The 21,810-nt window shown below is 61.0% G+C and carries 33 protein-coding genes; 22 read left to right on the forward strand and 11 right to left on the reverse strand.

Annotated elements, in window-relative coordinates; translation table 11 throughout:
* Positions 1-23: 23 nt before the first annotated feature.
* Complete coding sequence (locus G4D79_RS27880) at positions 24-308, reverse strand: hypothetical protein (RefSeq protein WP_042452304.1); 285 nt, start codon at positions 306-308, stop codon at positions 24-26.
* Positions 305-769: an Asp23/Gls24 family envelope stress response protein gene (locus G4D79_RS27885; protein WP_003943699.1), complete on the reverse strand. Its 465-nt coding sequence runs from the start codon at positions 767-769 to the stop codon at positions 305-307. The genes G4D79_RS27880 and G4D79_RS27885 overlap by 4 nt, the downstream gene beginning before the upstream one ends.
* A 186-nt stretch (positions 770-955) precedes the next feature.
* Here G4D79_RS27885 and G4D79_RS27890 point away from each other — a divergent pair, with 186 nt between their 5' ends.
* Both G4D79_RS27890 and G4D79_RS27895 read left to right on the forward strand, forming a co-directional pair.
* On the forward strand, positions 956-1,534 hold the full coding sequence (locus G4D79_RS27890; protein ID WP_007726571.1) for an RNA polymerase sigma factor: 579 nt from the start codon (positions 956-958) through the stop codon (positions 1,532-1,534).
* The gene (locus G4D79_RS27895; RefSeq protein ID WP_233405663.1) at positions 1,531-2,022 is read left to right on the forward strand and encodes a hypothetical protein; all 492 of its coding nucleotides are present in this window, start codon (positions 1,531-1,533) and stop codon (positions 2,020-2,022) included. The genes G4D79_RS27890 and G4D79_RS27895 overlap by 4 nt, the downstream gene beginning before the upstream one ends.
* Before the next feature lie 220 nt (positions 2,023-2,242).
* On the opposite strand, the gene G4D79_RS27900 is transcribed toward G4D79_RS27895, so the two are convergent.
* Positions 2,243-2,491 (reverse strand): hypothetical protein, encoded by a 249-nt coding sequence (locus G4D79_RS27900; RefSeq protein WP_054781913.1) that lies wholly within the window; start codon positions 2,489-2,491, stop codon positions 2,243-2,245.
* A 167-nt stretch (positions 2,492-2,658) separates the two neighbouring features.
* Here G4D79_RS27900 and G4D79_RS27905 point away from each other — a divergent pair, with 167 nt between their 5' ends.
* The 4 genes from G4D79_RS27905 to G4D79_RS27920 all read left to right on the forward strand — a co-directional run bounded on the left by G4D79_RS27905 (position 2,659) and on the right by G4D79_RS27920 (position 5,524).
* Positions 2,659-2,847, forward strand: coding sequence for a PI-type proteinase (locus G4D79_RS27905; RefSeq protein WP_233405662.1), 189 nt, complete (start codon positions 2,659-2,661; stop codon positions 2,845-2,847).
* Between the two features lie 259 nt (positions 2,848-3,106).
* The gene (locus G4D79_RS27910; protein ID WP_007726563.1) at positions 3,107-3,526 is read left to right on the forward strand and encodes an STAS domain-containing protein; all 420 of its coding nucleotides are present in this window, start codon (positions 3,107-3,109) and stop codon (positions 3,524-3,526) included.
* Complete coding sequence (locus G4D79_RS27915) at positions 3,523-5,010, forward strand: trehalose-6-phosphate synthase (protein ID WP_064075809.1); 1,488 nt, start codon at positions 3,523-3,525, stop codon at positions 5,008-5,010. The genes G4D79_RS27910 and G4D79_RS27915 overlap by 4 nt, the downstream gene beginning before the upstream one ends.
* Before the next feature lie 136 nt (positions 5,011-5,146).
* The gene (locus G4D79_RS27920; RefSeq protein WP_099698598.1) at positions 5,147-5,524 is read left to right on the forward strand and encodes a hypothetical protein; all 378 of its coding nucleotides are present in this window, start codon (positions 5,147-5,149) and stop codon (positions 5,522-5,524) included.
* Between the two features lie 24 nt (positions 5,525-5,548).
* On the opposite strand, the gene G4D79_RS27925 is transcribed toward G4D79_RS27920, so the two are convergent.
* The gene (locus G4D79_RS27925) at positions 5,549-5,851 is read right to left on the reverse strand and encodes a MerR family transcriptional regulator (RefSeq protein ID WP_003943719.1); all 303 of its coding nucleotides are present in this window, start codon (positions 5,849-5,851) and stop codon (positions 5,549-5,551) included.
* A 358-nt stretch (positions 5,852-6,209) separates the two neighbouring features.
* Between G4D79_RS27925 and G4D79_RS27930 the strand changes: the two genes are divergently transcribed.
* From G4D79_RS27930 to G4D79_RS27950, 5 genes are all read left to right on the forward strand, one after another.
* Positions 6,210-6,368: a hypothetical protein gene (locus G4D79_RS27930; RefSeq protein WP_003943664.1), complete on the forward strand. Its 159-nt coding sequence runs from the start codon at positions 6,210-6,212 to the stop codon at positions 6,366-6,368.
* A gap of 84 nt (positions 6,369-6,452) precedes the next feature.
* Positions 6,453-6,998: a Dps family protein gene (locus tag G4D79_RS27935; RefSeq protein WP_003943731.1), complete on the forward strand. Its 546-nt coding sequence runs from the start codon at positions 6,453-6,455 to the stop codon at positions 6,996-6,998.
* 73 nt (positions 6,999-7,071) lie between these two features.
* Positions 7,072-7,206, forward strand: a complete 135-nt coding sequence (locus G4D79_RS35085; protein ID WP_256082897.1) for a hypothetical protein — start codon at positions 7,072-7,074, stop codon at positions 7,204-7,206.
* A 60-nt stretch (positions 7,207-7,266) separates the two neighbouring features.
* Positions 7,267-7,938 carry an ANTAR domain-containing response regulator gene (locus tag G4D79_RS27945; RefSeq protein WP_042925720.1) on the forward strand — a complete coding sequence of 224 codons (672 nt, stop codon included), beginning with the start codon at positions 7,267-7,269 and terminating at the stop codon, positions 7,936-7,938.
* A gap of 185 nt (positions 7,939-8,123) precedes the next feature.
* Entirely contained in the window at positions 8,124-8,441 is a 318-nt protein-coding gene (locus G4D79_RS27950) for a WhiB family transcriptional regulator (RefSeq protein ID WP_003943622.1), read from the forward strand.
* Between the two features lie 9 nt (positions 8,442-8,450).
* On the opposite strand, the gene G4D79_RS27955 is transcribed toward G4D79_RS27950, so the two are convergent.
* Positions 8,451-8,888: a hypothetical protein gene (locus G4D79_RS27955; protein ID WP_214514618.1), complete on the reverse strand. Its 438-nt coding sequence runs from the start codon at positions 8,886-8,888 to the stop codon at positions 8,451-8,453.
* 237 nt (positions 8,889-9,125) lie between these two features.
* Here G4D79_RS27955 and G4D79_RS27960 point away from each other — a divergent pair, with 237 nt between their 5' ends.
* Together G4D79_RS27960 and G4D79_RS27965 are read left to right on the forward strand one after the other, a co-directional pair.
* Complete coding sequence (locus G4D79_RS27960) at positions 9,126-9,560, forward strand: anti-sigma factor (RefSeq protein WP_003943620.1); 435 nt, start codon at positions 9,126-9,128, stop codon at positions 9,558-9,560.
* Positions 9,557-10,339, forward strand: coding sequence for a SigB/SigF/SigG family RNA polymerase sigma factor (locus G4D79_RS27965; protein ID WP_003943639.1), 783 nt, complete (start codon positions 9,557-9,559; stop codon positions 10,337-10,339). Before G4D79_RS27960 ends, G4D79_RS27965 begins: the two co-directional genes overlap by 4 nt.
* Before the next feature lie 16 nt (positions 10,340-10,355).
* On the opposite strand, the gene G4D79_RS27970 is transcribed toward G4D79_RS27965, so the two are convergent.
* Complete coding sequence (locus tag G4D79_RS27970) at positions 10,356-10,604, reverse strand: hypothetical protein (RefSeq protein ID WP_003943680.1); 249 nt, start codon at positions 10,602-10,604, stop codon at positions 10,356-10,358.
* Positions 10,605-10,934: 330 nt separating this feature from the next.
* Between G4D79_RS27970 and G4D79_RS27975 the strand changes: the two genes are divergently transcribed.
* The 3 genes from G4D79_RS27975 (at position 10,935) to G4D79_RS27985 (ending at position 12,956) form a co-directional block, all read left to right on the forward strand.
* On the forward strand, positions 10,935-11,372 hold the full coding sequence (locus G4D79_RS27975) for an STAS domain-containing protein (protein WP_054187566.1): 438 nt from the start codon (positions 10,935-10,937) through the stop codon (positions 11,370-11,372).
* 86 nt (positions 11,373-11,458) lie between these two features.
* The gene (locus G4D79_RS27980; protein WP_003943713.1) at positions 11,459-12,436 is read left to right on the forward strand and encodes a YihY/virulence factor BrkB family protein; all 978 of its coding nucleotides are present in this window, start codon (positions 11,459-11,461) and stop codon (positions 12,434-12,436) included.
* A 316-nt stretch (positions 12,437-12,752) separates the two neighbouring features.
* Positions 12,753-12,956, forward strand: a complete 204-nt coding sequence (locus tag G4D79_RS27985) for a cold-shock protein (protein ID WP_003943666.1) — start codon at positions 12,753-12,755, stop codon at positions 12,954-12,956.
* Between the two features lie 130 nt (positions 12,957-13,086).
* Here the strand turns inward: G4D79_RS27985 and G4D79_RS27990 are convergent, their stop codons facing one another.
* The gene (locus tag G4D79_RS27990; RefSeq protein ID WP_003943717.1) at positions 13,087-13,326 is read right to left on the reverse strand and encodes a CDGSH iron-sulfur domain-containing protein; all 240 of its coding nucleotides are present in this window, start codon (positions 13,324-13,326) and stop codon (positions 13,087-13,089) included.
* Here G4D79_RS27990 and G4D79_RS27995 point away from each other — a divergent pair, their 5' ends adjacent.
* Positions 13,327-14,376 (forward strand): iron-containing redox enzyme family protein, encoded by a 1,050-nt coding sequence (locus G4D79_RS27995; RefSeq protein WP_099698944.1) that lies wholly within the window; start codon positions 13,327-13,329, stop codon positions 14,374-14,376.
* Here the strand turns inward: G4D79_RS27995 and G4D79_RS28000 are convergent.
* On the reverse strand, positions 14,333-15,031 hold the full coding sequence (locus tag G4D79_RS28000) for a HemK2/MTQ2 family protein methyltransferase (RefSeq protein ID WP_037131016.1): 699 nt from the start codon (positions 15,029-15,031) through the stop codon (positions 14,333-14,335). The two genes, G4D79_RS27995 and G4D79_RS28000, sit on opposite strands and share 44 nt — an antisense overlap.
* Before the next feature lie 109 nt (positions 15,032-15,140).
* Here G4D79_RS28000 and G4D79_RS28005 point away from each other — a divergent pair, with 109 nt between their 5' ends.
* From G4D79_RS28005 to G4D79_RS28025, 5 genes are all read left to right on the forward strand, one after another.
* Positions 15,141-15,908 carry a GAF and ANTAR domain-containing protein gene (locus G4D79_RS28005; protein ID WP_003943624.1) on the forward strand — a complete coding sequence of 256 codons (768 nt, stop codon included), beginning with the start codon at positions 15,141-15,143 and terminating at the stop codon, positions 15,906-15,908.
* Between the two features lie 219 nt (positions 15,909-16,127).
* Positions 16,128-16,832, forward strand: a complete 705-nt coding sequence (locus G4D79_RS28010) for a glycosyltransferase family 2 protein (RefSeq protein WP_042452319.1) — start codon at positions 16,128-16,130, stop codon at positions 16,830-16,832.
* Positions 16,829-17,767: a hypothetical protein gene (locus G4D79_RS28015; RefSeq protein ID WP_007726542.1), complete on the forward strand. Its 939-nt coding sequence runs from the start codon at positions 16,829-16,831 to the stop codon at positions 17,765-17,767. Before G4D79_RS28010 ends, G4D79_RS28015 begins: the two co-directional genes overlap by 4 nt.
* On the forward strand, positions 17,761-18,519 hold the full coding sequence (locus G4D79_RS28020; RefSeq protein ID WP_003943643.1) for a PIG-L deacetylase family protein: 759 nt from the start codon (positions 17,761-17,763) through the stop codon (positions 18,517-18,519). Before G4D79_RS28015 ends, G4D79_RS28020 begins: the two co-directional genes overlap by 7 nt.
* Positions 18,516-19,130: a class I SAM-dependent methyltransferase gene (locus G4D79_RS28025; RefSeq protein WP_042926398.1), complete on the forward strand. Its 615-nt coding sequence runs from the start codon at positions 18,516-18,518 to the stop codon at positions 19,128-19,130. Before G4D79_RS28020 ends, G4D79_RS28025 begins: the two co-directional genes overlap by 4 nt.
* 52 nt (positions 19,131-19,182) lie before the next feature.
* On the opposite strand, the gene tatA is transcribed toward G4D79_RS28025, so the two are convergent.
* From tatA to G4D79_RS28040, 3 genes are read right to left on the reverse strand one after another with little or no spacing between them, the layout of a single operon-like run.
* A complete protein-coding gene (gene tatA, locus G4D79_RS28030; protein ID WP_003943732.1) occupies positions 19,183-19,359 on the reverse strand; it encodes a Sec-independent protein translocase subunit TatA in 177 nt (58 codons plus the stop codon).
* Positions 19,359-20,030: a Rid family hydrolase gene (locus tag G4D79_RS28035; RefSeq protein WP_007726540.1), complete on the reverse strand. Its 672-nt coding sequence runs from the start codon at positions 20,028-20,030 to the stop codon at positions 19,359-19,361. The genes tatA and G4D79_RS28035 overlap by 1 nt, the downstream gene beginning before the upstream one ends.
* 39 nt (positions 20,031-20,069) lie before the next feature.
* On the reverse strand, positions 20,070-21,650 hold the full coding sequence (locus G4D79_RS28040; RefSeq protein ID WP_007726538.1) for an FAD-dependent oxidoreductase: 1,581 nt from the start codon (positions 21,648-21,650) through the stop codon (positions 20,070-20,072).
* Positions 21,651-21,810: the final 160 nt, after the last annotated feature.

Genomic DNA, 21,810 nt, shown 5'->3' on the forward strand with positions numbered 1-21,810 from the left:
CAGGAACTGAACCCCGAGAGTGCTCAGGCATCGTGCGCACGACCGACTACGTCTTCCACTGTCACGTTCACGGGGCCTGTAACGAGTCCTGAAACCGCTTGGCGGATACGTAAAGCCGTGTCTCGAACGGCGGCGTCGGCGAAGATGCACACATGGATGTCTGTCGACGACTCCGTCACCCGCACGCCGACGACGCGGCGACCGGGGAGGTACGTGCCAACCTCGCCGAACATTCCGGCATGAAGCGAGGCGACCCCAGGTATCCCCGTCACAGCCGCCGCGATGGTGTCGGCGATTTCGGAACTCACTGCACCCGTGCAGTCTTGGGCTCGCCGGTTTCGTCGTCACTGCCCTCGTCGAGGTGAACGTCGTGAACCGTGATGTTCACCTCGGTCACTTCGAGACCCGTCATCCGTTCGAGCGCCGCAATGACGTTGCGGCGAATGCCGGTGGCCAGATCGGCGAGCGATACGCCGTACTCGGCCACGATGTCGATGTCGACCGCTGCCTGCTTTTCGCCGACCTCGACCGATACTCCCTGGGAGTGGTTGACACTCGCGCCGGGGATCCGCTCGCGCAGTGCCCCGACAACCCGCGACGCTCCGCCGCCGACGTCGTACACGCCGCTCACCTCTCGCGTAGCGATGCCGGCAATCTTCGAGACAACGGTGTCGGCGATCGACGTCTTTCCTTGCGAACTCACGAGAGCCGAGTCGTTCGATGATGCAACATCCTTCGTAGATGCTGTCGCAACCTGCGTGCTGACCATTGTCATCTCCTCCTGTTGATCGATCTACCTGTGTAGTCGTCACTCGAAGGCAAAACCGAATGCCCCAGTCAGGTGACGTGCATCACTGACACTTGTTAGTTACTGTCCGTAACATTCAACGCCCCGGCCGGGCGAACAATCTTCGAACGCAGCCGAGTTTTCCGCATTTCCGCGAGAGGAGCGACTGTGGCGTTACCGCACACACAGGGGCTCACCGAAGCACCTGACGGCTTGGACACCGCAACGGTGAACGCTGCGATACTCGGCGACCGAGAAGCATTCGAGTCACTGGTGCACTACTACGGACCTGCACTTCACCGCTATGCGCGTCGAATGCTCGCAGATGAAGGCGACATTCTCGAGGTAGTCCAGGACACCTTCGTGGCCGCGTGGCGCCGACTCGATTCATTTCGTGGCGAATCGTCGATGCGAACATGGCTTTTCGCGATCTGTTCCCGAAAGATCGTGGACAGCTATCGAATCAAGAGAGCGCAACCGATCGACGACAGATTGCTCGATCCTCTCGTGCCGTCTCCCGAGGCCGGCCCGTTCGACACGACCTCGAACTCCGCATTCCTCGAGGCACTGGAAGAAGCGTTGGGTGAACTGCCTTATCGCCAGCGTGCGGCATGGACGCTGCGAGAGGTGGAGATGCTCACGTTCGTTCAAATCGGCAAGATTCTAAGACTCACCCCGGATGCGGTGCGCGGGCATCACCATCGTGCACGGGCTAACCTGAGTGAACGAATGACGAGGTGGCGATGACTGAATCACGAACCGACGCATTGATGGCGCACGCATCCGACGCCCTGCGGAACGCTCCCGAGCCAGGCTGGGATCGAATCAGCGACAAGGTGATCCGGGCGCTACGGTCGACCTCGGCGTCCGGTTGGCCGCTCGACGCACACGCGTCGGAAGGTCCACGTCTAGGCACGGTGTCGGTGAGCGACCACGTACTCCGCACCCACTTGGCCGCCGAGATACGTTCTCGGCACCACTGCTCGCCGAGCAGCATCGAGTTCTTCGTCGACGGCCACGAAATACGTTCACTACGTATCGAACTGGCAGCGCCATACGGAGTGGATCTGGCCGAACTGTCGGACCGGGTTCGGTTCACCGTCGTGGACGTCGTTCACCTGATCCTCGGCGACACGGACCCACCGGTCTCTGCAGAGAGCATCCACGTCGCCGTAGTCGACATCGTCGATGATCTACCTGCCGAAGGGAACACCAAAAGCCACTCCGAACACTAGGTGTTTGTTCGGCAAGTGTTTGGGAACCCGGCACTCATGACCACTCCCCCACCACCGGATCCGGGCCCCGCCCCCGACCCGGGGCCGCCGACACCACCTGCGCCGACACCACCCGATCCGATGAATCCGCCGCCCGTGCCACCGACTCCGACGCCACCGAACCCGTACCCTCCGGATCCGATCCCGCAGATCTGACGTCGGCTGCCCCGAACTTCGGAGTTCAACCGCCGAGTTCGGCGATCATCTCGCTCAACGATTCTGCGGCGATACGTAGTTCACCTTCGTCGGGGTTGTCGGGTGAGGACGGTAGACGTTCGGCCAACTGCTCGCGAGTGACAAGCGAGATACCCTCGAGACCGAACCCTTCTTCATCGGGGACGTAGATCTCGATCTCGCCCCCGACCGCTACCAATTCCGAATGGGGGCCACTGCCCAGCAGTGCACGCAGGTGGTCGGTCGTCACGGTCATATGGTTCACGTGAAATCTCCTGCTTCGGTGACAGCTGACTTTGCCGGTATGGACTCGACGTGACGTACTGGCTCGACGTGACGCACTACCCCCTACTGAGTACCCCTCGCGGGTGAGCAGGAAACGACAAGTACATGAACAACGACTTCCCGAAGGAAACGCACACCATGAGTGAACAGAATTCCACCGATCGCACGGATCAAACGGAAGAGCCGCAGACCACCGGCACCGACCACGGTCCGGGAACCGGCTCCGACACCGCACCCAAGGACGTTCAGACCGATCCGTCGGGCGAGCGTACGTGGGCCGACGAGGGCGGAGCCTCGAGCACCGGCCCGGCGACTGACACCGACTGATCCCGGAAGGTCTCAACCATCGGGACCAAGGTCCCGTGGGCCGACGCTCACGGGACCTTGAAATCCGTACGGATCTAACGCTTTTCACCTGGGTTTTCGCGATGCGGTAAGGTAGGCACTCAGCACGGTTGAGTACCCAGCCGTTGAAGACGAGCACGGTTCGTGCGTTGCTTCCCGTGCCGTTTCCCGGTTTCGAACGAAACCGTTTCGAACCAGACCGTTCGAACGAACCGTTTCGAGCAATCCGTCAGGAGTTTCGATGAACGAGTTTTCGAGAACTACAGATGAGCGTACGGACAGTCCCCCCACCTTCACGACGACCTGTGCCGAAAACATTCAGTCGCTCGTGGTCAGCGGCGAGATCGACGTCCGGTCCCGAGCTGATTTCGCTGCCTGCGTCGACGACCTGATCGGTGAGCGACACCCGTTCGTACTCGACTGCTCGGACGTCCAGTTCATCTCCGTCGGAGGTCTTTCCATCATCGAGACTCTGTCGGCCAAGGCACGGAGGCTCGGCGTGCCGTGGACGCTCGTCGCAGCGCACCCTGTCAGGCGTCCGCTGTCTCTTCTGAAGATGGACACCGACATCGTGTACACCGACTCGACAGCCGATGCAGTCGCGTACCTGTCCTCGACCTCCGTCCTGGACGAGACCCTGGCGGAGCCGATGTCGGCGTGAGTACCGATCTCGAAAAGCTCTCCGAATTCGTCGTCGTCGCAAACCGACTGCCGGTCGATCTCGAAACCGACGAAGACGGAAGCAAGAACTGGAAGCGAAGTCCGGGTGGGCTCGTCACTGCGCTCGAACCCATCCTGCGACAGCGGGATGGCGCCTGGGTCGGCTGGCCGGGGGTCGCGGACGAGAAGGTCGATCCGATAGTGGTTGACGGCCTTCGTCTGTTTCCCGTCGAGCTGACCTCTCAGGACCTCGCCGAATACTACGAGGGGTTCTCCAACGACACGTTGTGGCCGCTCTACCACGACGTCCTGGTGGCTCCGACGTTCGAGCGGTCGTGGTGGCACACCTACGTCGCGGTCAACCAGCGGTTCGCCGAGGAAACCGCGCGTTGCGCCGCGGACGGAGCGACTGTCTGGGTGCAGGACTATCAGTTGCAACTTGTGCCGGCGATGCTGCGCGAGCTGCGGCCAGATCTGACGATCGGGTTCTTTCTTCATATCCCGTTCCCTCCGGTCGAGCTCTTCATGCAGCTTCCGTGGCGCAAGGAGATCGTCAGGGGAATGCTGGGCGCCGATCTGATCGGCTTCCACTTACCTGGTGGCGCAAACAATTTCCTGTTCTTGGCCCGCAAACTTCTCGGCCTCAAGACGACGACCGCGGGCGTCGGTGTTCGAAGTGCGCTCGGGCATGTGGATTTCGATTCTCGCGTCGTCAAGGTGGGCGCCTTTCCCATCTCCGTCGATTCTGCCGAACTCGAGCGCCAGTCGAAAAGCGATTCGGTCCTGCGTCGCGCGCGCGAATTGAAGGAAGAGCTGGGAAATCCCGAGAAAATCTTGCTGGGAGTCGACCGGCTGGACTACACCAAGGGTATCGACCTGCGGCTTCAAGCCTTGAAGGAACTCCTCGACGAGGATCGTCTGGATCCGGAGAAGTACACGATGGTGCAGCTCGCGACGCCCAGTCGTGAACGCGTGCAGCACTATATCGACCTGCGTAGCGTCATCGAAGAGCAGGTGGGCCGCATCAACGGTGACCACAGTCAGATCGGCCGCCCCGTCGTTCACTACCTGTATCAGCCGGTCGACCGTGAAGAACTGATCGCACTGTTCGTCGCTGCCGACGTCATGCTCGTGACGCCGATGCGCGACGGGATGAATCTGGTAGCCAAGGAGTACGTGGCCTGTCGTGGCGACCTCGGAGGTGCTCTCGTTCTCAGCGAGTTCACCGGTGCCGCAATGGAATTACGACAGTCATACCTGGTCAACCCGCACGATTTGGACGGCGTGAAGAATACGATCCTGACCGCGGTTCATCAGGATCCGAAGGAAGGCCGTCGCCGTATGGCTGCGCTGCATCGACAGGTCATGACACACGATGTGCATCAGTGGGCCGAGTCGTTCCTGACTGCGCTTGCCCCACCCGGACCGCTTCCGGACGATCAGTTCGTCACGGAGCGTGAGTCGAACTTTGCGCGCAACAACTGACCCTCACGGGCTTGCGTCAGTGCGCTCGGAGACTCGAGCTAGGATTGGTTTCAGTTCATCGTCAAGCAGCGGCTGCGAACTGATCTCCTCGACATAGCCGTGCAATGCTGCATCGGCCCAGAAAGACAGGCCGACCATGCCCCTCACGATGAAGTACTCCGAAACCTACAACGACGCTCTCATTGCGCTCGCTGCCGCTACTCATCGGCCGGCCAACGTGGTGAACCTGTTCGGCGAGTACGCCATTCGTGTTGACCTCGAATACAACCGGTTCCTTCTGGCGACCAATACCGCGGCTGGACTCTCCGATCGACCCGACAACGGAGAATCATGGATGGTGCGGTTCTTCCAATCCGAGAACACCGACACTCCGGATCGCCTCCTCGCGGAGGCGTCGCATCAATGGTTGGTCGATGCGTTGGACGCCGCGCTCGAACAGATCGCAGCGGCAGGGAACAAAATCTCCGCCGACGCGGACTTCGGCGACCCTACCCGCACCGAAACTCCATCCTGAACGGCATCGTCTCGAGCAGCACCACTAGTCCCCCTCGGCGGTCAACTGGCTGATTCGAGCCGCTAAGACTGCATTCTCGGCCTCGAGGGACAGAATCAGACGAATACCGACGAGATTGACTCCGTCGTCGATCAGCGCGGTGATTCGTCCGAGCGTATCCAGGTCGGCCTCGCTGTACCGGCGCGTACCGCCATCGGTGCGGGTTGGTGTGAGCAAGCCCCTTCGCTCGTAAAGGCGCAGCGTCTGAGGTCCTACCCCGGACAGTTCAGACATCACTGAGATCCCGTACACGCCGCGCAGCGCCCGGGTCTGGGATTCCGACGTCACTGGAACCTCCTAGTTCGGTGTGGGCTGTCTCAATCGGCGTCACCCGACCTTAGCACCATCACGCAGTGAATCTGACGCCCAGGACATAGATTTAAGCGTGTCCAGGACCACTGACAACAAGAATCGTCCAGCAGAAAAGGCGTGAAATGGCAGATCAAAGCCGATTTCGGCAAGATTGCACAATGCGCTTTCCTTCGCCCGCGAATCGAAGTAGCCTTGCCAATTATCTACATCGGCTGATATAGATTTTGTAGCACCTGAAAGCGCCATAACTGGAGCTCGAAGGCGCAGAACACCCAGACGTCGGAGCCGGTGGTTCAGCCGACTCCCTCACGGCACACTCTTCACCGGGAGCAAGATGACGACGATCGACATCCCGCCCACACAGGGCGAGAGCACCACCGGCATCGGAATCACTGTCGCAAGTGCGACTTTGACAACCGAAGAGGTCAAGCGCCGAATCGCGATGATGTACGGCGACCCGGTGACAGAGGAGCCAGTAGCACTCGCGCACTGAACCTGACCGACACGCGATCCGATTGACGATGGCGCGAGACCGCCCCACTGGAGGGCGATCCCCATCAAGACGAGAGGAAAACATATGTCCGAGTTCACCGTACCGGGACTGAGCAGCGCAGACGGTTCGTCCGTCGCCGATATTCTGCAGGAACGCCTCAGCGCCTACAACGATCTTCACCTCACGCTCAAGCACGTTCACTGGAACGTCGTGGGCCCCAACTTCATCGGCGTGCACGAGATGATCGACCCTCAGGTGGAGTTGGTTCGCGGCTACGCCGACGATGTGGCCGAACGTATCGCGGCACTGGGTAACTCACCCAAGGGCACCGCGGGAGCAATCGAGCGCGATCGAACGTGGGACGACTACTCCGTCGGCCGCGACGACGCTCGTGCGCACCTCGCTGCGCTCGACCTCGTCTACACCGGGATCATCACCGACAGTCGCACCGCAATCGACAGCGTCGGCAAGATCGATCCGATCACCGAGGACATGTTGATCGGCCAGACGGCGCAGTTGGAAAAGTTCCAGTGGTTCGTTCGTGCTCACCTCGAGAACTCGGGTGGCAGCCTCGTACACGAAGGCGCGTCCACCGAGCAGGATGCCGCAAATGAGGCGCGTCAGAACTGACGCACCGTCCGCGGTTTCGGCCGATCGGGGGTCGGCCGAAATCGCACTCCCCACAACAGGAAAGGGCAAGAGCATGTCTGCGGACTCGCGCGGCACGTCGACACAAACACGTCGCGAGTATCAGATGTTCGTGTTGCAGCAGCGTTTGTTGTTCGGATCGATCGTGGCAGGCACCGCCCTTGGAGTTCTCGCGATCACCTACTTCTGAAATATCATCTGAAATATCAGGGGCCGCAACCGTCGAAGACAGGACAGAAACGACACAATCATGAGTTCGAGCACTCTCCGCTCGATCGTTCGTAGCGATCGATTTGCGGCAAGCAGTTCTTCTCTTCTGCTCGTGGACAGCGATTTTCGTATCCAGGGCGCAAACGACGAATACCTTGCCGTATCCGGTCGCAGCCTCGATCAATTGCACCGAGTGGAAGTGTTCGAAGCCTTCCCCGACAATCCCGACGACTCGTTTGCCGATGGAATCTTCTCGTTGACAGCGTCATTCGAGCGCACGATGCGGTCCCGAACTCGGGACGCACTGCCGACTCAGCGTTACGACGTGCGCGACGAGCGCGGGAGCGGGATGTTTGTCACCCGCTATTGGAATACGGTGAATTCCGCCGTCACCGATGATGACGGCAGGGTCATCGGTGTGCTTCATCGTGTATACGAGGTTCAACGACCGCTGGCTCAGCAGTCCAGTTCGGCGTCAGACGTCCTCACCCGCCTTCGCGCGGAAAATGACGAACTGAGAAGAGCTTTGGATTCTCGGCCCTTGATCGAGCAGGCCAAGGGATTACTGATGGCCGAGCGTGAGTGCTCGGCCGACCAAGCCTTCGACTTTCTGGTCCAGATGTCGCAGGAATGGAACGTCAAGGTGCGCGACATCGCCGGTGGTCTTGTCGCCGCAGCAGAACGACGTGCCGTGGATCGAAAGAATTCCTGACGACCGGGATTCAAAAGTTGTACGGCTGGGTAATGACCGACCAGAGGTACCCCCGAAATCTTCCCCCTCGAGGGAGGAGCCTCGAAGGTCCCGCCGGTTCAGGCCGGCGGGACCGAGCTTTGCCTTAACACCCGACCTGGATCCGCGATCCGAGTCGAGTTCGTCACGCAGCGAAGGGAACGTCCATGTTCATGCGCTCCTACACATCTCCCAGGCCCCTTGCCGACGAGTGGGATTGGCAACTGTCCGGCACCTGCCGCGACACCGACCCCGCTCTGTTCTACGACGACACGAACGAGCGCGGCTCCAGGCGAGCGAAGCGCGAGAGTTCGGCGAAGCTGGTGTGCGCCAGATGCCCTGTCGTGCAGAGATGCCTGGTGCACGCCATCCAGACCGGGGAACCCCACGGAATCTGGGGCGGCATGACGGCGACCGAGCGAGAATCGTTGCGCAAAGCTCGAACTGAACCACTGATCAGTGCCGCGACGAGCTCACGAGAGTAGACAGGAACCTCAGGGCCTGGCCTCGTGGTGCCGCAAACCGTGCGTGCGGCGTCGCTCCTTCATCTCGGCTTCGAAGAGGTGCGGCACTCCGCCTGCCAGCTTGTCGCGCACCACTTTCTCGCATTCACGAAAAAACGACCAGTAGTTCTCGTCGAACTCTTCGACCAACTGGAAAGTCCAGCGCCCCTCGACCACGTTCCGGCCCATCAACTCGCCCTCGACCTGGTCGGCCAGGTCGTCGTTGCCGCTGGATCGCAGTAGCTCGACGACCTCGTCGAGCATCAGATCGGCATGCCCTATCAGCTGATGGAAGTCGTACAGAGCACCGCGTGCCCGTTCCACCGTTTCAAGGGCGTTCGACAGCACTCCTGCCGCCTTCACCTCGTCATCAGTTACACCTTCCGGTCGTTTGTGTACGGGGATCTGTCTGTCCGAATGGGTGTCCATGAAGCGGCTGTACCCGAACGACGCGAAAATGAAAGATGAGGATTCGGTACGTCCGCACCACAGGTGATGTGTCTCACAATTCATCCTCTAGTTCGGGTAAAGAGGGTTAGTTCGCCGGGCGAAGGGTAATCCAAGGCCATGAATACTTCCGGGGTAGAGATGGCTGGCACGCACGGCCGGTACCGGTCCTTGCCTCGGTCCGCCGGAATTACGCCACATCTACCTACAGGAAGCCCCTTGATCCCTCTGTCGAGTCCGACCGAAACCGAACTAACTCACGACTCCATCGCCTCGCTCCGCGTCCGCGCGTCGTACTCTCAACTTCCCACTCTGCGCGGAATCACCCGAACGGTTGCCAACAACACCGGACTCGATGTCGACGGAACAGCCGACCTTGCTCTGGCGATGGACGAAGTCGCGAGCATCCTCATCGGCCACGCGATACCGTCCAGCGACTTGACCTGCCGATTCGACACCGTCGGCCGCACACTTCGGACTGTCGTGTCCGTGATCGCGCACTCCGAGATACCCGACAAGTCGCACAGCTTCGGATGGTTCGTTCTCGAAGCGCTGGTCGATTCCGTCCGCTTGGAACAGTCGGAAATCGACGCGGACGGTCACATCACCCTGACGATGACGCTTGAAAAGGGCTTGCCCCAGGAGCGTGCGTGACCGCTGTCCCACCGGACAAGAAGGACCAGTACGAAACAGCTGTCGAACTGTTCGTCTCGATGGCCTCGCTTCCGCCGAATGATCCCAGCCGAGAAAAAATAACCACCTCGATCATCGAACTGTGCCTACCCCTGGCCACACACGTCGCTCGCCGATACCAGGGGCGTGGCCAGCCTTTCGAGGACTTGGAGCAAGTTGCTCGCGTCGGGCTCATACAGGCCGTGCAGCGATTCGACGTCGACAAAGGATCGGATTTCCTCTCGTTCGCCGTCCCGACCGTCATGGGTGAGGTTCGCAAGCATTTTCGCGATCACGGCTGGTCCGTGCGAGTGCCTCGTAGCCTTCAGGAACGGCACCTTGCCCTCAACCGGGCGCTCACGACTTTGTCCCAGACGCTCGGCCGTGCACCGACAGTCGCGGAACTCGCCAAGGAACTCGACATCGAACCGGACGAGGTCGAACAAGGTTTGACCGCCGGTAATTCGTACCGAACCACACCGCTCGACACCGCGTCCGCCGGCGACGGGAGTGGTCTGACTCTGATAGACACTTTGGGACAGTACGACGAAGCGATCAGTCGGATCGACAATCACGAAACCCTGCGGCCCGCGCTCCTGGCACTACCGGAGCGCGAGCGCACGATCGTCGTTCTCAGATTCTTCGGCCATCTCACCCAATCCCAGATTGCCGAAAAGGTCGGCATCTCTCAGATGCATGTATCCAGAATCCTCACTCAGTCACTGAAGCAGCTACGCACCGAGATGGGTGAAATCTTCTGAAGGTACGTCTCGAGGATCAGATGTATTCCTGTGCAAGACGTTCCAGCTCGTCTCGATCGATGAGACCGGGCTGGCCGATGTCGAGGGCCTCGAGATACTTGTTGGCGAGGCGGTAATCGTGCCCCCACCGGCCGTGCTCGCCGTCCTGCTCGGTGCGCTGCACACTGGAACCGGGCGGAACCTCGTCCCGCAAACCGTTGGTCTCCGCGCCGATCAGTGTGTCGAGCTTGGTCGAGATGGCCGTGAGTGCATCGCGGTCGTTCATCTGATTCCCTTCGTCCGGTGACGCTGATCTTCCACCATACCGAAGCGTCGAGCCAAAAACATTGCACCGCTTAATATTTGACCTCTCACCTGGACCGATTCACGCCCTCGAGCTACACTGAACGGTACCGAGGTTGAGAATACAGCCGGGGTTGAAGCCACTGGCGCTCGGTTCGCATCAAGGCTCTGGATCAGGTGAGCATTTCCTGCGCACATCTGTACTGTTCATTTCCATTGAGCTCTAAAGCTTTCCACGCCTGGACGCATTAACTTTCCGCGCCGCCAGATCGGTCGTCAGCCTTTCGATGAAAGCACACAGACCGGATCTGCCATGAATCTGAATGAACTCGACCACACACCGATCGATTCCATCGATCCCTCAACACAATTGGGGCCGATCGTGGAAACGCATGGTTTCGCGGCCTGGCGGATAGCGCCCTCGACAGTCCTGATCCAGGTCGAGGTCGACCTCGACAAACTCTCCGCCCCAGCACTACGAGAACTTCTCAACTCGTACGCTGCGGAGTGGTCTCGCGTCATTCTGGACTTGTCCAACTCACTGTTCGTCGGTGCGGTCTGCCTCGAACTGTTCGCCGAGCTGAACTCCCGTTCGCGAGCCAACGACTTCCAGTGGGCCGCGATCGGGTCACACCCGCTTCGACGCTTGCTTCGCGCGGCGCGGGCGGAAGAGGAATTCCCGGTCACCAACTCTGTCGAGGGAGCAATGCGCGCGCTCGACGAAGCAGAGAAGTCACTCGAAGCCTCCTGACGCGACGGCTGCACCGGCGTCGAGCGCCGGGCGCTCGCAGCGACTAAGGTTCGTCGGGCTGTCCGACGAGCTGAGAGAGACCGAGAATGACAATCGCCAAGCGCCTCGATGCCTTGCAACAGAAGCATCCGGCCCTGGGGTTCCCGATAGCGGTCCTCTACAAGTTCCTCGACGATCAAGGTGTTTATCTAGCCGCGCTGATCGCTTACTACGGCTTCGTCTCGCTCTTTCCTCTTCTTCTGTTGCTCTCGACCATTCTCGGCTTCGTGCTGTCGGGCAACCCTGAGCTTCAGCAACAGATCTTGGACTCCGCGCTGCATCAGTTTCCGGTGATCGGTGACGACCTGGGCAATGCGCAACAGATCGGCGGCGGTGTCACGGGTCTGGTGATCGGAATCGTCGGTGGTCTCTACGGTGGCCTCGGTGTCGCTCTGGCTTGCCAGAACGCGATGAACACGGTGTGGTCGGTGCCCCGAAACATGCGACCGGATCCCATCCGCGGGCGTCTCCAAGGGCTACTACTCCTCGGCACGATCGGTCTCGCGATCTTGGGGACCACCGCTGTCTCCAACATCGGCGGTGCGCTTCATCTGGGCGGTTCGTTCAGCTTCCTACTGACCCTTGCGGTAGTCGTCTTGAATGCGGGCATCTTCATCGTCGCTTTCCGGCTCACCTGCGCCCGCCCGCTCTCGGTAGCCGATGTGGCACCTGGAGCGATCGCCGCTGCTGTTCTCTGGCAAGCACTTCAGTCCTTCGGTGCCCTCTATGTGACCTCTGTGGTGCGGGGTGCCTCCACCACCAATGGCGTCTTTGCCATCGTTCTGGGTTTGTTGGCCTTCTTGTTCCTCGCTGCAGCCTCGATCGTCATGTGTGCGGAAATCAACGTCGTGCGAGTCGACAAACTCCATCCGCGGGCGTTGTTGGCTCCGTTCACCGACAACACCGAACTCATCGAAGGCGATCGGCGCACCTTCGCCGATCAAGCAAAAGCACAACGCGCGGTTCCCCACGAGAACATCCATGTGACGTTCGACGGGCACACCAAACCCGACGATTCGGACTGATCTCGACCCCGATCGAGTTGGGTATTTGGTCCCCTCCTCGGTATCGGGGTGGCATTCTGCGCCGCGAATCCAGATTTAACACAGGTGTTGTCATTTCGCGCTGCATCGAAGGGACGAATACATCACAGCAGGTAAACGCGCATAGTTGAACAATCACCTGCTTCCGACGTGGTCCCGGAACGGGACAAAGCCGTCAAATACTGCAACTCGCCATGCATGTAATTGGAGACAGAAAAAGAAGAGCATGGCAGGATCAGGTGTGAGACCGGACTCTCGATGGGAGGGCTCGGCTCGATGGATCCAGGAGAATTTGGTTATGGCTCAGGGCAGTGTCAAGTGGTTCAACGGTGAAAAGGGCTTCGGATTCATCGAGCAGGAAGGTGGCGGACCGGATGTGTTCGTTCACTACTCGGAGATCCAGGGCAGCGGCTACAAGTCCCTCGACGAGGGCCAGAAGGTCGAGTTCGAGATCGGACAGGGCCAGAAGGGCCCCCAGGCTCAGAACGTTCGCGCCATCTGAGTTCGATCCCAGTCTGACTTCAGACTGAAAAGGCTGGACGCTGCACCGCATGGTGCCGGCATCCAGCCTTTTCTTGGTTTCCGGGTCGTCTTGGTTCACGGGTCGGGCTTGTTCCGAATATTGGCACCGGTTACGTCGCTCGCGCCCGCTTCTTCTTGTGGGAGCTGTCGCAGAACGGCGCGATGCCGGTCCGCCCACATCGACACAATGCAACCGTAGAGCGCTTGTTCTCTATCGGGGTTCCGTCGTCACGGAGCAACTCGAAGTCACCACGCACCAGCAGCGGGCCGTCCGTGCAGGCGGTTATGGTGGTGTTGTTACCGGGAACACTCGGTGTTTCGGCAGATGACGATTCGGGAAACGCGGTCATATGTCCTCTTCAGTTCTCGATTCGGCCACTGGTGTGCCCACTTCCATGCCTGTTCCACAGGCCCGCGGCCCACTGAGCGCCACTCTCGTTTCCATTCTGCGCTCCTCGGCCGATCCGAGGGAGATTACGGCTGCCGCTGACGCGTACGAGGATGCACAGTCCACCGACCTCACCTACGACATTCTTCGTGACGACGACGCTCAGCTGACCCTGACGCTCCTCTACGAGCTTCATTTGCAGGGAATCGAGAACGTCTCGGACAAATGGGAGTGGAATCCGGACCTGCTCGCGGTGCGGTCTCGGCTCGAAGAGCGTTTCGAGTCCGCCATCGCGCAACTCGTGGGGACAGTGGAGTCGTCTGGCGACGTCGTGGCCGACCTCTGGTCGATGACCGCCCCCAGTGCAGGCCCAGGTCTTGCGTCCTTCATGGCGAAGGATGCAACGATCGATCAGTTCTCGGAGGTGCTGATTCACCGTTCGCTCAATCAGCTCCGCGAGGCGGATGTGCACACCCTCGGAATTTCGCGTCTCTCCGGTGCCGTCAAGGCCGCCCTCGTCGAAGTGCAGAGCGACGAGTACGGAGGCGGTCGCGCAGAGCGAATGCATTCGCGTCTTTTTGCCGACACCATGCGGGCTGTAGGTCTTTCGGACCGCTACGGCCACTACATCGATTCTGTTCCCGCGGTAACGTTGGCGTCGTTGAATGCTCTCTCGCTCTTCGGTTTTCATCGCCGCCATCTCGGAACGATGGTCGGGCACCTGTGCGCTGTCGAGACCACGTCTGCGCTGCCGAGCAAACGATACAGCGCAGGACTGCGCCGACTCGGATTCGGTTCGGGCGCGACACTGTTCTACGACGAGCACGTGGAAGCGGATTCCGTTCACGAACAGATCGCCGTTCGTGACCTTGCCGGCGGTCTCGCTTCTTCGCAGCCGCACCGGACTGATGACATCTTGTTCGGCGCCGCAGCGTGCCTGGCGTTCGACGATCTTCTCGGCGATCACCTCACATCGAGTTGGGAGAAGGGCAAGACTTCGTTGCGCGAATGATCACGAGTTGTTCGATTTCCTGACCGGTGGTGATCAACCCTCGTGCCTCGAGCATGGTGCGCCTCTCGCGCATCACGGGTCCGAAGGGAACGTACTTCCGCGCTGAAATCTCTACGGCCATACCGTGTTCTTCGAGTATCGCCTCGGTCTTGTCGACCCCACACAGCACCGATTGCAGGAGAAGCAGTGTGCCGCCCGGGACGAGCACCTCGTGAACGGTGGCTGCGATCCTGTCGATGAGGGCGCGTCCGTCCTTGCCTGCGTCCCAAGCACGTTCGATTCCAGCGGTAGGGAGATCATCTGCAAGAGCAGGGACGTACGGCGGGTTGGAGATCACCAGATCGAAGAGTTCGCCGTGCACCGCCTCGGTGAGGTCGCCACGACGGGAGTCGATCGAGGTTCCGTTGAGGATCCCGTTGAGACGAGCATTGGCACACGCTCGGCGAGATATGTCGACCGCGACGACGTGGCCTGCGCCTGCCGCTGATGCCGCGACAGCGAGGGCGCCGGTCCCCGTGCACAGATCCAGCACCCGACTGCGAGCGGTGAGGCGCTCGAACAGCAGCGCATCCGCCAGTAACGACGTGTCGTGTTGCGGTGGATACACACCAGGTAAACGCAGGATCATCATCGGCTCCTCTTTTTCAGGCGACATCGCACATCGCTGCGTGCGGCTACCCAGGAACCTCGGATTTCATGCAACATCGAAGCAAAGACCGCCTGGAACGGTTACATCGCCGCAATTTGCGGAGTAGACCTGAATCATGACAGGCAATGCGGACACCCCACAGGGAGCCGCGGCGTTTGCTTCCGCAGCAGATTCGCTCGACACCCTCGCCGAAGCGATTGCCGGACTCCGGTCCACTCTGAACACGGACGCGCATCTCGACTCCATGCTCCAACGTCTGGCCGAGACGGCGGTCAAAGCGCTGCCGGATGCCGATGCTGTCAGCGTGACAGTGCTGTCCGCCGATGGCCCACGAACTGCTGCATCTACCGCGGACTACCTTTCCGCGATAGACGATGCCCAGCATTCCGCCGATCGTGGTCCGTGCGTTGACGCCGCGCGCACCATGTCGTCGGTTCGGTCGAAGGTGGGTGATCACGACGACAAATGGCCGGAATTCACCGCCGAGGCCCGGAAACAAGGTGTCCGGTCCTACTTGTCCGTGCCGCTCACCATGGGCGAAGGAAGCACCGAACTTCTCGGCGCGTTCAACGTCTACGGATTCGCCTCGACAGAGTTCAAGCCCTTCGACGAAGAGTTGATGAAATTGTTCACCGCCGGTGCGGGCGCGGCGATCGCAGATTCACGACGCTGGCGTCAGGCACACGAGCACATCGAACAGTTGCACTGCGCCATGGAATCTCGTGCCGAGATCGAACAAGCCAAGGGCGTGCTGATCGCCATCCACGGCATCGACGCCGACGAAGCATTCAGCCGGCTCGTTCAGCAATCGCAGCACACCAACGTGAAACTGCACGAGGTGGCCCGGATGCTCGTCGATTCGGTGCGCCACCGCCGGTTCTGAAGATTCTTCGGTGCGAAACCCCGTTTTGCACCCAAAACCCCGTCTTGTACCCCGCCGGCACATCTCTCAAACGTATCCAGAGATGTTTCACCGAAACAGTTTTCGACCTGCACGGCTGCTGGCGGTCGCGCGGCGGCCCCCGTCCGAAATGTGGTTATCTGTTGAGAACCGGGACGAAAGAAGACCCGACCGTACCAGGGTGAGGAAAGGATCGTCACTGTGCCAATCGACCAGGTTCTTGTCGTAGTTCCCGCCCACAACGAAGCCGAAGACCTCCCCAATTGCCTTCGTGCACTCGCAACAGCGGCGTCTGCTTGCGTTGTCCCCGTCCGAGTGGTTGCCGTCCTCGACAACTGTTCGGACGGAACCGCGGGGGTCATCCCCGACGGGGTGGAAGTACTCCGCGTCGAGCATCAGAACGTCGGCCGTTCGCGAGCGACGGGTTTCTCTGCGTTCGGCTCGGATTTGGGGGCCTCAGCGTGGTTCGCCACGACCGATGCCGATTCGGTGGTCGGCCCCACCTGGATTGCGCGCCAATTGGAGTATGCGCGTACTGCGGACGTCGTCGCGGGCACCGTTCGCATCGCGGACTGGGAAGGCCATCCGCACTCCGTTCGCGAACGGTACGAACGTATGTACCACGCACATCCCTATGGTCGACACGGTCACGTCCACGGTGCCAACCTCGGTGTCCGCGCCGATATGTACTGGGACGTCGGAGGATTCTGCGATCTCGAAGAAGACGAGGATGTCGATCTCGTCCGGCGGTTGAGCGAGGCCGGTGCCTGTATCGCGTGGGCAGAGGACATTGCGGTCACCACGTCTGCGCGTCTCGACGGCCGAACTCCGGGCGGCTTTGCCGGACATATCCGTAACCTGGGTGGTACGACCGCCGATAACGAAGAAGCGGAGTTGGCACGATGAAACGACTACACACACTCCTGGACGCAGGTGGACTGTACTTGCCGCTGCCCGGCGGCGGCGCGACGGCCGCACGGTGGACCTCCCTGGCAGAGCTCACACGGGAGAATGTGGTTCTCGGCCGGATGGCTGAGGCTCACACCGATGCCGTCGCGATACTCACCGAACTCGATGGACCGGATCCCGAACCCGGGCAGCTGTGGGGAGTGTGGGCGGCCGAGCCACCCCAACCTGTGGTGAATGCGTCTGAGCACGTGGGGATCTGGACGCTCACCGGTCGCAAGTTGTGGTGTTCCGGCGCCAACACCTGCACGCATGCACTGATCACCGCCTTGGTCGACGGTGTCCCCTCCCTCTTCGCGGTCGAGCTCGGACTACCTGGGGTGCATCCCGTTCCCGATTCGTGGAAGGCCGTCGGTATGGCCGAAAGCGACTCCAGCGCGGTCGACTTCGACATGGTTCCGGCCATACCGGTCGGGACGGCAGGCGACTATCTGAGCCGCCCGGGGTTCTGGCACGGCGCGATCGGCGTGGCTGCATGCTGGTACGGCGGCGCCTGCGGCGTCGCTGATCCGTTGTACGACAAGGCTGCAAGCAGCGAAGACCCCTACGTACTCGCACACCTCGGTGCGGTCGATGCAGCGCTCGCCGCAGCGCGCAACGCGCTCGCAGTCGCGGCGGCCGAGATCGATGCGGATCCCTTCGACGAAAATGCCGAGGCCATGCAGCGGGCACTCCGTGTGCGCGCAATTGTCGAGCGCGCCGCTACCGAGACCCTGGATCGGGTGGGACGCGCTCTCGGCGCCGCACCGCTCTGCATGGACGCCGCGCACGCCGCACGGGTAGCCGATCTCACCGTCTACTTGCGGCAGAGTCACGCCGAGAAGGATCTCGCCGAGCTGGGCCGGATTGCAGCCAAGGGGAAACGGCCGTGGTGAACTCGAAACTGTTCGCGCAGAAGCCTGTCGACGACGGCGGTACTCCCGAATCGACATGGCGGGAGTGGGGAAGAAGTTTTCCGGAACTGGATCTCACCGGATGCTCACGATTGATCATCGTCGCTCCCCATCCCGACGACGAAATACTCGGTCTGGGCGGAACCGCTCTTCTGGCAATACTTTCCGGCATCAGTGTTCAGGTCGTATCTGTCACCGACGGCGGAGCTTCGCATCCCGATTCACCGACCGTGACTCAGCCCGAGATGGAACGCCGTCGACGGTCCGAGTCGGATCGGGCAGCGCGTGTCCTCGGAATTCCCACACCGGTTCGATTGAGCATCCCGGACGGAAAGATCGGCGAGAACCGACAGGAGTTGACCGACCGCCTCAGCTCGATTCTCGGTGATTCCTCGGCGGATACCTGGTGCGCCTCCACGTGGCGCGGGGACGGCCACCCGGACCACGAAGCCACCGGAGACGCGGCGGCGAGGGCGTGCGCGGACACTGGATCGCGCTTGATCGAGTATCCCATCTGGGCGTGGCATTGGGCCGCGCCGGATCATGCGGCAGTCCCATGGGAAAGAGCACGAAAGGTGACCTTGCCCTCCGACGTTCAGGCTGCGAAATCTGCTGCCACCAATGAGTTCACTTCACAGATCGCTCCGCTTTCCGATCATCCCGCGGATGCACCCATCCTCCCCCGCCACGCGATGGAACGACTACTGAGGCCGTACGAGACGGTGTTCGTATGAGCGATCGTGAACTCCCCGCGGATTACTTCGCCAAGATGTATGCCGCACAGTCCGACCCATGGGATTTCGAATCCCGCTGGTACGAGCAGCGGAAGTACGCACTCAGTGTCGCTATGCTCCCGAAACCTCGATACCGTCGCGCATTCGAACCGGGGTGCTCGATCGGGGTTCTCACCGAGAAGTTGTCCGAGCGCTGCGACAGCGTTCTCGCCACCGACATCGTCCCGACCGCACTCGAGAGCGCTCGAGCGAGGCTTACCGGACATGACTCCGAATTTCGGCTCTGGGCGTTGGGTGACGACTGGTCCGACGAAACCTTCGACCTCGTCGTCATCAGCGAAGTCGGCTACTACCTGACCTTCGAAAAGCTCATCGAGGCAATGCTGCAGGTCGTCGAGCATCTCGAGCCTGGCGGAACGCTGCTGTGCGCCCATTGGCGTCACGTCGTACCGGAGTACCCGCAAAACGGTGACGCCGTTCATTCGGCTGTGCGCCAGACGCCGGGGTTGGCGCAGTTCGCGTCGTACCAGGACGAGGACGTGCTGATCGATGTCTTCGTGAAGGGTCCGCCGTCACCACCGTCGGTAGCTCGTTCCGAAGGTCTGATCTAGTAGACCTGTGCGCGGTTGAGGAGTGTGGGGACTCCTCAACCGCGCACGGGGGTCAGTCTCGCTGCTCCAACGCGAGGTCCGTATCCGACTGCAGTTCACCGACTTCGGACTTCAGGATCCGCATCGACCTGCCGAGGCCCCGGGCCGCGTCGGGCAGCTTCTTCGAACCGAACAGCACCACGAGCACTACTGCGACGATCGCCCAGTGAGTCGGGCTGAGCGCGCCCATCAGGCGGGTTCCTTGCCGTCGGGGTACACCGCATCGACCTCTACCTCGACGAGCCAACCGGCAACGGGCAGTCCGGCAACCTCGAGGGCGAATCGGGTGGGCCGGGCGCTGTTTCGCTCGATCGGAGCGATCGGCTCGGCCGTGCCCATCGGCACCAACTCGGTGTCACCCGTGTCGAGATTGGTGTTGGCGAAGAACTGCCGGTACGCGCGATTCCATCCTGTGTAGTCGGCCTTGTCCGATCCCGGCGCGTTGTCGAGGAAGACGCGCATCGTCACGACGTCTTCGAGACTCAATCCCTGAGCTTCGAGGTTGTCGCGGATCTTCTTGAGTACATTGATGCCCTGCGCCTCGGTGACGGTGACACCGGTCGGCAGAACACCGCCGGAGAACTGACCGTCGATGTACGACTCCGGCGAACCTTCCGGCGCCGCCTTGTTTCCTGCCGACGGACCGATGCCGCTGGTCTTGTAGATTGCGGTGTCGCCGCCGATCGCGACGCCCTGAGCGATCATCGGGTTTGCCTGCCCCGCTTCGAGAATCGATTTCGAGACGAACGAACTCGATGTGGTCTCGGCGTCCGCCTCGTCAGACGAGCAGGCAGTGGCGAAGCCCAGTAGCGTGGTGGCGGCGAATGCCGCTGCAAGGACCTTGGTGCTGCGAGATTTCATGATTAGACCTCCAGAAAAAGTGATGGGAAACGAAGCACGTCAGGCAGTTTGCGCAACACGCTGATGCAGGTGGGTCACGACGTCCTGCGCGGACGTGAAGGCCCCGTGCTGCCAGGCGATGGCGTTGGAGAGGTGATCGCCGGCGAAGTAGATCCGGTCGACGGGTTCGAGCAGCTTGGTGTACTCGGGAGTTGCCATGCCGCCGTGGGAATCTCCCGCGCCGGCCCATGATGCCCAGGCGGATTCCGAATACTTGGTGCGACGCCAGCTTCCGGAGAAGGACGACGAGATGTCGCGAGTGTATTTGTCGCCGTGGATTTCTGCGCCTTCGGCGATGGCCTTTGCCAGCCGCTGACGGTGGGTGAGCGATTCGAAAGCCTGTTGACGCTTACCCGAGCTGTAGTACGCGACGACGACGCCGCGGTCGGAATTGTAGTGATCGTAGGGGAACATGATCTGGGAGATGTCGCGGTCGGTGTTGGACGCGCCACCGTAGATGCGGTCCTCGGTCTCCCACCACCGACGCGAGTATTCGATACCGAGCTTGCCCGACGACGACGGCTTGGCTGCATCCAACGCGAGCAGGATGTCGGAGGGCAGATTGTTGTTCAGCCGCTTGATCAAGTGCGGCGGGATCGTGCAGATTGCGTAGTCGGCGGTGATCGACTTGGATTTGCCGTCGACGACGTAGTCGACGGTGACGCCTTCCGGCACGTTCTTCATGCCGCTGACCTCGGCGCCGAACTCGATGTTGTCCATCCCGATCGCGTCCTGGAACTTGTAGTAGATCCGGTCCATGCCACCGACGGGGGTCATCATCGTCATGGCCTGGTCGTAACCGAACTCGAAGGAGAATGCACGCCCGATGCCGCCCTGGATGACATCGCTCATCCCGAATGGTTCGATCTCGGTTCCGAAGTTGAGGCCGGCGCCCGGCTCCGCGGAGTGCCCTCGACGCGAGGATCCGACATAGCGGCCGTCGCTGGAGAGATCGCCGAAGTCGGTGAGGAAGGACGAGAGTGCTTCTTTGTCTTCCTTGCTCAAGACCTGGTCGAGAGCGCCCTGATTGGTGGCCTTCTGCAGCAGCTCGGACATGTATCCGTAGGTGTCGGCTTTGGCTGCTCGGTAGGTGATCGACTGATTCGCCAGCGGCTTGTTGCCGGTGTAGTTGACGAAGGTGTTCGCATTCTGGTTTCCGAACATCTGCAGTTCGACGCCCAGTTCGCGGCAGTAGTCGATGGTGTTGTGATTTTGCGGAATACGCGTCGCACCGAGGTTGTAGAAGTGCCCCTCGGAGAACGAACAGGTCTGTGTCTCACCGTTCAGGTCGGTTTCTTCGGTGCCGTTGCGGATCGACCACACCCGACCACCCGGGCGGTTGCGTGCTTCGAGGACGGTGACCTTGTATCCGGCCTTCTGCAGTTCGTAGGCAGAGCACAGCCCGGACGGTCCGCCGCCGAGGATCACGACGGAGTGATTTCCCTTGACCTTTCCGATCAGGTCACCCGCAGCAGGTGCCTGAAATCGCCTCGGCGTCGACGCCACTGCCGGCGCCAGGCCGATGGACGACATAGCACCGAGTGCCAGGCCGGCGCCGCCGGTGATTCCCAGGCTGCGCATGAAAGATCTACGTGTGTATGGCATTCGAGCTCCCCAGTGTGCTCCCGGTGACCCGGGTGGTTGGTGTTGAACACAGACTTCAGGAGCGTTGGGTCCGGAACTTGACGCGCAGGAAACAGTCGGTGGGGACCGAGTGAGAAACGTGCGAGCGTTCGCATCT

Origin of the sequence: Rhodococcus sp. WY5, from assembly GCF_018588185.1 — a bacterium.
GTDB classification, from domain to species: domain Bacteria; phylum Actinomycetota; class Actinomycetes; order Mycobacteriales; family Mycobacteriaceae; genus Rhodococcus_F; species Rhodococcus_F qingshengii.

Bases quoted from the DNA above. Each gene is read 5' to 3' on its own strand.
- G4D79_RS28000 (WP_037131016.1), bottom strand. From the start codon at position 15,031: ATGTCGCCTGAAAAAGAGGAGCCGATGATGATCCTGCGTTTACCTGGT.
- G4D79_RS27895 (WP_233405663.1), top strand. From the start codon at position 1,531: ATGACTGAATCACGAACCGACGCATTGATGGCGCACGCATCCGACGCC.
- G4D79_RS27885 (WP_003943699.1), bottom strand. From the start codon at position 769: ATGGTCAGCACGCAGGTTGCGACAGCATCTACGAAGGATGTTGCATCA.
- G4D79_RS27935 (WP_003943731.1), top strand. From the start codon at position 6,453: ATGTCCGAGTTCACCGTACCGGGACTGAGCAGCGCAGACGGTTCGTCC.
- tatA (WP_003943732.1), bottom strand. From the start codon at position 19,359: ATGGGCGCGCTCAGCCCGACTCACTGGGCGATCGTCGCAGTAGTGCTC.
- G4D79_RS27950 (WP_003943622.1), top strand. From the start codon at position 8,124: ATGTTCATGCGCTCCTACACATCTCCCAGGCCCCTTGCCGACGAGTGG.
- G4D79_RS27905 (WP_233405662.1), top strand. From the start codon at position 2,659: ATGAGTGAACAGAATTCCACCGATCGCACGGATCAAACGGAAGAGCCG.
- G4D79_RS27985 (WP_003943666.1), top strand. From the start codon at position 12,753: ATGGCTCAGGGCAGTGTCAAGTGGTTCAACGGTGAAAAGGGCTTCGGA.
- G4D79_RS27900 (WP_054781913.1), bottom strand. From the start codon at position 2,491: ATGACCGTGACGACCGACCACCTGCGTGCACTGCTGGGCAGTGGCCCC.
- G4D79_RS27970 (WP_003943680.1), bottom strand. From the start codon at position 10,604: ATGAACGACCGCGATGCACTCACGGCCATCTCGACCAAGCTCGACACA.
- G4D79_RS28040 (WP_007726538.1), bottom strand. From the start codon at position 21,650: ATGCGCAGCCTGGGAATCACCGGCGGCGCCGGCCTGGCACTCGGTGCT.
- G4D79_RS27945 (WP_042925720.1), top strand. From the start codon at position 7,267: ATGAGTTCGAGCACTCTCCGCTCGATCGTTCGTAGCGATCGATTTGCG.
- G4D79_RS27955 (WP_214514618.1), bottom strand. From the start codon at position 8,888: ATGGACACCCATTCGGACAGACAGATCCCCGTACACAAACGACCGGAA.
- G4D79_RS27910 (WP_007726563.1), top strand. From the start codon at position 3,107: ATGAACGAGTTTTCGAGAACTACAGATGAGCGTACGGACAGTCCCCCC.
- G4D79_RS27930 (WP_003943664.1), top strand. From the start codon at position 6,210: ATGACGACGATCGACATCCCGCCCACACAGGGCGAGAGCACCACCGGC.
- G4D79_RS35085 (WP_256082897.1), top strand. From the start codon at position 7,072: ATGTCTGCGGACTCGCGCGGCACGTCGACACAAACACGTCGCGAGTAT.
- G4D79_RS28025 (WP_042926398.1), top strand. From the start codon at position 18,516: ATGAGCGATCGTGAACTCCCCGCGGATTACTTCGCCAAGATGTATGCC.
- G4D79_RS28015 (WP_007726542.1), top strand. From the start codon at position 16,829: ATGAAACGACTACACACACTCCTGGACGCAGGTGGACTGTACTTGCCG.
- G4D79_RS28035 (WP_007726540.1), bottom strand. From the start codon at position 20,030: ATGAAATCTCGCAGCACCAAGGTCCTTGCAGCGGCATTCGCCGCCACC.
- G4D79_RS28005 (WP_003943624.1), top strand. From the start codon at position 15,141: ATGACAGGCAATGCGGACACCCCACAGGGAGCCGCGGCGTTTGCTTCC.
- G4D79_RS27995 (WP_099698944.1), top strand. From the start codon at position 13,327: ATGTCCTCTTCAGTTCTCGATTCGGCCACTGGTGTGCCCACTTCCATG.
- G4D79_RS27975 (WP_054187566.1), top strand. From the start codon at position 10,935: ATGAATCTGAATGAACTCGACCACACACCGATCGATTCCATCGATCCC.
- G4D79_RS27920 (WP_099698598.1), top strand. From the start codon at position 5,147: ATGCCCCTCACGATGAAGTACTCCGAAACCTACAACGACGCTCTCATT.
- G4D79_RS27990 (WP_003943717.1), bottom strand. From the start codon at position 13,326: ATGACCGCGTTTCCCGAATCGTCATCTGCCGAAACACCGAGTGTTCCC.
- G4D79_RS27980 (WP_003943713.1), top strand. From the start codon at position 11,459: ATGACAATCGCCAAGCGCCTCGATGCCTTGCAACAGAAGCATCCGGCC.